This is a genomic window from Desulfocicer niacini (assembly GCF_054657595.1).
The window spans coordinates 1-448 of record NZ_BAAHYK010000184.1 but is presented as its reverse complement, the minus strand read 5'-3'; the positions used below and the strand labels follow the sequence as shown (position 1 = coordinate 448).

The following is a 448-nucleotide window of genomic DNA, read 5'->3' as shown; positions in this document are numbered from 1 at the left end:
TTTCCATGGCCATTTTCATGGATGCCTTCATCATCTTCACCCACCGGGCGGGCAATTCTCCCTGGGGTGCTTCATAGAAACAGGGAATTACTTCATTTTCCAGCACATTGTACAGGGCCTGGCTTTCCGTGGCATCCTGATAGGCCGTATCCTGATACGCCTCGCCGTTGCCGATGGACCATCCACGTTCCGGGGAACAGGCCTCACACCACCAGCCGTCAAGGATACTCAAATTGAGCACACCGTTTATGGCCGCTTTCATCCCCGAAGTTCCGCAGGCTTCAAAGGGCCTGCGGGGGGTGTTCAGCCACACATCCGCCCCCTGGACCAGGATACGCGCCAGGGCCATGTCATACCCTTCTATGAACACCGCACACTGCCGGATTTCCGGGCGACGGACAAAGGCCATCAGCCGCTGTATAATCTTTTTCCCTTCATCGTCCTGGGG

The 448-nt window shown here is 56.5% G+C and carries 1 protein-coding gene; it reads right to left on the bottom strand.

All coding sequences use genetic code 11. The annotated features are described in order from the left end of the window. Positions 1-448, bottom strand: a 448-nt coding sequence (glgP, locus tag ACYQ2M_RS25295; RefSeq protein ID WP_459919177.1) for an alpha-glucan family phosphorylase, incomplete at both ends; no start/stop codon positions are given.